The organism is Planctomycetota bacterium, assembly GCA_035574235.1.
Classification (GTDB): Bacteria; Planctomycetota; MHYJ01; order MHYJ01; family JACPRB01; genus DATLZA01.
The window spans coordinates 1-6,215 of sequence record DATLZA010000167.1; the positions used below are offsets into that span (position 1 = coordinate 1).

The following is a 6,215-nucleotide window of genomic DNA, read 5'->3' on the forward strand; positions in this document are numbered from 1 at the left end:
AACGGGTGGCGCCGAGCGTCCGGCTCCAGGAGGCCGAAAGATCCAGGACGATCCCCGCCTCGAGCCGAAAATACGTGAACTCCAGATGCTGGGGCTCCCCGCCGTCCTCCTTGAAAGGATTCGTGAAGCGCACGCGGGTCCCCAGGAGGCTCCCGTAGATCCGGAGGCGGTCGGTCAGCCAACCGTGCGCCTCGAGGCCCGCCACCGGCACGGGCCAGAGCGCGTTGAAACCTTCCCGCGCGGAGGCGCTCCCGCTCTCGATCGCGAGCTTCACGCGCGGGACATCGACTCCCAGGAGCGCCGAAAGACCCGCGCGCCGCCCTTCCCCCCCCGCCACCCTCACGCGATAAGCCGCGTCCAGCCATCCGGCCTGCGCCTCGAGATCCACCGTCTCGCCTTCGGGAAAAGTTTCTTCTTCGTAGCTCACCGCCCGATCGAGCCGGAGACGAACCGAAGTTTGGACGAATCCGGCGTCCACCCGAACGGAGCCGAGGTCCAGGGAAAAGGCCGCTCCGGGAACCCAGCGCGGCAGATCCGTCCCGGGCTTGAAGTCCACCGCTCCGCTGTAGACCCCCGGCCCGTACTCCCGCGTGTCGTAGGACACCGCGGGTCTCACCGCCAGCACGGTCCACCGCAGCGAAGGCCCCGGCGCGTAGCGGGGATGGAATTCCTCTTCAGGAATCCCCAGGGCCGGCGGACGCAGCGGCTCCGCTTCCTGCCCGTTCGGATCCACCTGGACCTCCTGCGGAGGATTCTCCTGCAGGCTCCGGGGAAGGTCCTCCGGGCCGGCCAGATGCAGGATGAGCATGAGCATGGTTCTCATGCCCCGACGCTACCGCGCGAAGGTGAAGGCTTCGTGAAGCCCGGTTGATTTCTTCCTCATTCGGATCCGCGGAGGGAAGGCGCCCGATCGGCCCTTGCGGCCGTTCCCCGGCTGTGACATGATGCCGGGGTCGAATCCAACGCCTTCGGAGCGCAGACCATGGACCTGCTCAAGATTCGTCCGCCCCGGCGACCCGTGCTCGCCTTCTCGATCCTCGGCATGCTCGCCGCCTGCTCCGCTCCCGCCCGCCCGTCCGATCCCGCGTGCCGGCCCGTGCGCGAGGAAGGGCTGCGGAACACCCACGAGATGTCCCCGGGCGTCTTCCGCGGCGGGCAGCCCTCCTTGGAAGGACTCCAGGCCCTGGAGAGCCGAGGAGTGCGCACCGTCATCAACCTGCGCGCCGAGGCGCCGGAAGCGGATTCCGGCTCGGGTCTCAAAGTCGTCCATGTGCCCCTGAAATCCTGGAAGGCGGATCATGAAACGATCGTCGCTTTCCTTCGGGCCGCCGTGGAGGCCCGCAAGGAGGGCGGCTGCTTCTTTCACTGAAGCGGCGGCTCCAACCGCGCCGGCGTGATGGCGGCGGTCTACCGCGTGGCGGTGGAAGGATGGAGCCGGGAGGAGGCGCTCCGGGAAATGCGGGACGGCGGATTCGGCTTCGACGCGCCCTGGGCCGAGGTGGAGGCCTACTTCGCGGGTCTGGATTTCGATCGAATCCGGCGGGACGCGGGGCTGCGCTGATCCGAAGCGCGTCGCAACCGGGAAGGGGCGTGCGTGTTGAATCCGTGGAAACGATGAAGGAGCCCCCATGAAAGCCTGGCTCGGACTCGTCGGCCTTCTGGCGACCCTCGGAGCCGCGCCGGCCGCCGAGGAACGCCCCAACGTCGTGCTCTTCCTGGCCGACGACCTGGGCTGGGGGGACCTCGGATGCTACGGCCATCCGGTCGTGCGGACGCCGAACCTGGACGCCTTCGCGCGTCAGGGAATGCGCCTCACGCAGTGCTACGCGGCCAGCGCCGTCTGTTCGCCTTCGCGATCGGCGCTCCTGACCGGACGGACGCCCCACCGCAACGGCGTCTACACCTGGATCGCCGAAGGCTCGGACGTCCACCTGCGCTCCGGCGAGCTCACGATCGCCCGGCTTCTTCGGGAACGCGGGTACGCCACCGCCCATGCGGGCAAATGGCACCTCAACGGCAAGTTCAACGACCCCGCGCAGCCGCAGCCCGGCGACCACGGATACGACTGGTGGCTGGCCACGCAAAACAACGCCGCGCCCAGCCACAAGAACCCGACCAACTTCGTCCGCAACGGCCGGCCGGTCGGCCGCCTGGAAGGTTTCTCCGCGCTTCTGGTGGTCCGGGAGGCGATCGAGTGGCTCCGGAACGGAAGGGACCCGAAGAAGCCCTTCTTCCTGACGGTCTGGACCCACGAGCCGCATCTGCCCATCGAATCGGATCCCCGCTTCATGGAGCCCTACGCCGCGATCGAGGACGAGGGGATCCGCCAGCACCACGGCAACATCACGCAGCTCGACCACGCCTTCGGGCTGCTCATGAAAGCGCTGGACGATCTGGGCGTGGCGGACAACACGCTGGTCTTCTTCACGTCCGACAACGGGCCCGAGGGGGACGGCCGCCGAGGACGCACGCGCGGCTCGACGGGCGGCCTGCGGGGCCGGAAGCGCTCGATGTACGAAGGCGGGATCCGCGTTCCCGGCCTCGTCCGCTGGCCCGGCCGGATTCCGGCGGGAGCGACCGGCGACCGGCCCGTCATCGGCTCGGACTTTTTCGCCACCGTCTGCGCCGCGACCGGAACGCCGCCGCCGAAGGATCGCACGATCGACGGCGTGGACGTCCTTCCTCTTCTGACGGGACGCGGCCCGGTGGAGCGGCCGATTCCGCTCTACTGGAGGCTGGGCATGGCGCCGGACGGCCTGCAGGTCGCGATGCGCCGCGACGCCTGGAAGATCCTGGCGTCGGAGGATCTTTCGCGGTTCGAGCTTTACAACCTGGAGGAAGACCCGGGGGAATCGCGGGAGCTTTCCGCCCGCGAACCGGAACGCTTCGAGGCCATGAAGAAGGAGCTGGTGGAGCTTCACCGGTCGATCGAAGCGGAAGGCCCCGACTGGTGGAAGCGCTACTCGAAAAGCGGCGGTCTGCCCGTGCGGAGGAACGACTGACCGGGCGGCGCGGGTGTGCGGACTTCATCCGCTCAGCCACCCGACCGCCAGGCGTCCGGCCGCGCCCGCGGCGAGGCCCGCCAGAACGCTCCCTCCGGCGTACGCGAGAAAGAGCCGTCCTTCTTTCATCCGCAGGAGGTGTTCGGCCTCGCCGCCGTACGCCGAAAAGGTGGTGAACCCGCCCAGGATTCCCGTCATGAGGAAAGTCCGCGCGCTTTCGGGGAGGCCGCCTCCCGATTCGGCGAGGGACATCAAAGCGCCCATGGCGAAGCAACCGGTCACGTTGACGGCGAAGGTGCCCCAAGGGAAGGGCCCCTTCGCGCGGCGATGGATCCAGGCCCCGACGGCATAGCGGAGGACGCCCCCGATCCCCGCTCCCGCGAAGATCCCCAGCGCCCTCGAAAACGCCTCTCCGAACGTCATTCGGAAAGCTCCTCTTTCAGGGGGGCCGGGCGCTCCAGACGCTGGACGACGGCGCGGCCGGCCCAGACGGCGGCGGGTCCCGAGAAAACGCATGCGGCGGCGTACAGAATCCCCAGGCCGGGATGCCCCTGCCTCAGAAGGGCGTCCACTTCGCCGCCGAAGGACGAGAAGGTCGTATAGCCCCCGAGAAAGCCCACCATGAGAAAGAGCCGCGGACCGAAGGCAGGCCCGCCGCGGCCCTGAACAATCCTCAGAAGCCCGCCCATCGCGAGGCAACCGGTGACGTTGACGGTGAAGGTGGCCCAGGGAAAAGGCCCGGGAAGGAGGGAGCCGACCAGAAGACCGGCGGCCCAGCGGGCGACCCCGCCGAGTCCGGCGCCGGCGAAGACGAGGAAGCTTCTCTTCATTGTCGGGGCCGCCTCCGGCGCATGGTCTAAGATGCCTCCTTCCGGCGGGAATGCGACGGATCCGCTCCTCGGATGGCCTTGAGGCCGAGCCTCCAGAGCACGCCCGCGCCGAGGATCGAGGCGCCGACCGCCAGGGAACGGAGCGGAACCGAGGCCGCCAGGGTCAGGCAGAAGAGGAGGCCGGCGAAGGGGACGATCGGATGGACGAGCCTTTCGTCCCGTCGCAGGCGCAGGGCGGAAAGGTTCGTCAGCCCGTAATACACCAGGATGGTGAACGCGCTCACCGAGACGAGTCCGACGATGCTTCCCAGCGCGACCAGGATTCCGACGGCCAGGCCGGTGAAGAGGACGGCCGCCGCGGGTCCCGCCTCGGCGCGGACGCGGGCCAGCGGGGAAGGCAGATCGCCGCCCCGGGCCATGGCGAAGGCCATTCGGGAGATGCCGAGCACCAGGTTGAGGAAGACCGCCCCCATGGCGGTCGCGGCGCCCACGGAGAGGGCCGTCTTGACCGCGGGCGTCCCGGCGGCCGCCTCGAGCGGCGCGCCCCCGTGGGCCGCCGCGGCGAACGCCTCCGCGCCGATCGCGCCCACGGCGGTGGCCGTCACGGCAAGGTAGAGGAGCGCCGTCAAGGCGAGCGCGGCGACGAGGGCGCGGGGGATGTTTCTCTTCGGGTCGTCGATCTCTTCGCCGAGCGTGGCGATCCGGCCGTAGCCGGCGTAGGCCACGAAGAGAAGCGACGCCGCGGAGAGAATGCCGCCGGCGCCGCGAGGGGCGAAAGGGGTGAAGCGGTCCAGGGACACCCGCGGGGCTTCGGCGACGATGAAGGCGACCAGCGAGGCCACCGTCACGGCGACGAGGGCGAGGTTCACGGCGCCCGCCCTCCGCAGGGGGCGCAGTCCCAGCAGCGTCGTCCCCGCGACGAGGAGAGCGCTCACGGCGAGCGGCGGGATGGGCGCGAGTTTGGCCACGTAGGCTCCGAACCCCAGGGCGGTGGCGGCGGCGCTGGTCGTCTTGGCGGCCAGGAAGAGCCATCCGGCCAGGAATCCGGCCCACGGGGAGAGGCGGCGGCCGGCGTATTCATAGGTCCCGCCGCTGCGGGGGTGAACGGCGGCGAGCTCGGCGGACGAAAGGCCGTTGCAGGTCGCCGCCAGGCCGGCCAGCGCGAGGCTCACCAGGACGGCCGGTCCGGCCAGGCCGGTGGCGACGCCCGTATAGACGAAGACGCCCGTGCCCACCATCGCTCCGAGGCCGAATCCGACCGCCGCCGGGAGGCCGACGGTGCGAGCCAGCTCGGGGGGGCGCGTTCCGGAATCCGGCATGTCGTCCGAGATGATAGGGCCGAAAGATACGGGACGTCCAGAGCGGGGCCGGGGGCGTGCGGTTTCTTGCGAGGGCTCGGAGTATGGGGCGAGGACCGGTCTTTCCGGGAGGCCGTATAGGGATGGTGCGCCGCGAGGGACTCGAACCCACGACCCGCTGATTAAGAAACGCGTCGAGCCCTAAATCGCAAGTCTCTCGGAATCAGACAACTTCCCGGGCCTCAGCGACTTAGCCCGATTGTGGCCTTTGTGAGGATTGTGTCCAAACGGCCGTTTTTGGCCCCGCTATGGACACATTTTGGTCACACGTCCGTGAAATCGTGAATGGTCCGGCTGCGCCTCGAATCCATTGACGTTCGGGCGGGACTGCGGCTTCAGACTTGTATAGGGATCGCTCTTTGACAACCGGAAGCTCGGACAGATCTATGAACAGGAAGGCCCCCGCACCCGGCCTCTTGGCCCGGTGCCGAATCAACTGAATCCCCCCGCACCCAGCAGTTCGGTGCAGCACATGAACCCAGTCGCGCCCTACGTGGTCGCGGCGGAGACCGGGTCGGAGCCCCTCGCCCATCCTCCAGTGCACCGTGCGGGCGCCGGCGGGGGGCTCCCCTGCTCTTTGGCTCAGTGGAACAGCGTCTTCAGCAGAGTTAGTTCCTTGATCGCGCCGGAGGTCGGGTCGTACTCGGCGATGAAGTAATCAGCGCGTTTCCCTTGGATGACCTTGGTTCCTTTGGCTTCCTCGTGCTCTGGCAGCGTCCCGACTCTTGTGGAAATTCGAGGTAGAGGCGTATCCTCCAGGGAAGCAAGGACGTGTTTCCCAGACCGGGCCGGTTAGAGCCAGCCAAGTTGGAGGGATACGCCATGTCGGATTGACCGAAGTCGGCCCTGACCTCACAGGAGTGTTTGGCCCCGACCTCCTGACTGAAGGCATCCGAGGGAAACTGAAAGAGCTGCTGGGGATCCTCGTCGAGGGGGAGCTTGAGCAGACCCTGGCCGCCGCCCGCTACGCGCGCGCTCCGAGGGAAGGACGGGCTACCGCAACGGGACGAAGCCGCGCACGCTGC

At 68.7% G+C, this 6,215-nt stretch carries 7 protein-coding genes; 3 read left to right on the plus strand and 4 right to left on the minus strand.

Annotated features, from left to right (window positions below; genetic code table 11):
• Positions 1-823 (minus strand): hypothetical protein (locus VNO22_15600; protein ID HXG62793.1); only part of this gene is annotated, 823 nt, incomplete at its 3' end.
• 159 nt (positions 824-982) lie between these two features.
• Here VNO22_15600 and VNO22_15605 point away from each other — a divergent pair.
• From VNO22_15605 to VNO22_15615, 3 genes are all read left to right on the plus strand, one after another.
• Complete coding sequence (locus tag VNO22_15605) at positions 983-1,369, plus strand: hypothetical protein (protein HXG62794.1); 387 nt, start codon at positions 983-985, stop codon at positions 1,367-1,369.
• Between the two features lie 24 nt (positions 1,370-1,393).
• On the plus strand, positions 1,394-1,561 hold the full coding sequence (locus tag VNO22_15610) for a hypothetical protein (GenBank protein HXG62795.1): 168 nt from the start codon (positions 1,394-1,396) through the stop codon (positions 1,559-1,561).
• A gap of 67 nt (positions 1,562-1,628) precedes the next feature.
• A complete protein-coding gene (locus VNO22_15615) occupies positions 1,629-3,002 on the plus strand; it encodes a sulfatase-like hydrolase/transferase (GenBank protein ID HXG62796.1) in 1,374 nt (457 codons plus the stop codon).
• A gap of 24 nt (positions 3,003-3,026) precedes the next feature.
• Here the strand turns inward: VNO22_15615 and VNO22_15620 are convergent, their stop codons facing one another.
• The 3 genes from VNO22_15620 to VNO22_15630 are packed head-to-tail and all read right to left on the minus strand — an operon-like array spanning position 3,027 to position 5,151.
• The gene (locus VNO22_15620) at positions 3,027-3,425 is read right to left on the minus strand and encodes a CrcB family protein (protein HXG62797.1); all 399 of its coding nucleotides are present in this window, start codon (positions 3,423-3,425) and stop codon (positions 3,027-3,029) included.
• Positions 3,422-3,832 carry a CrcB family protein gene (locus VNO22_15625; GenBank protein HXG62798.1) on the minus strand — a complete coding sequence of 137 codons (411 nt, stop codon included), beginning with the start codon at positions 3,830-3,832 and terminating at the stop codon, positions 3,422-3,424. The genes VNO22_15620 and VNO22_15625 overlap by 4 nt, the downstream gene beginning before the upstream one ends.
• 26 nt (positions 3,833-3,858) lie before the next feature.
• Positions 3,859-5,151: an APC family permease gene (locus tag VNO22_15630; protein ID HXG62799.1), complete on the minus strand. Its 1,293-nt coding sequence runs from the start codon at positions 5,149-5,151 to the stop codon at positions 3,859-3,861.
• Positions 5,152-6,215 lie beyond the last annotated feature (1,064 nt).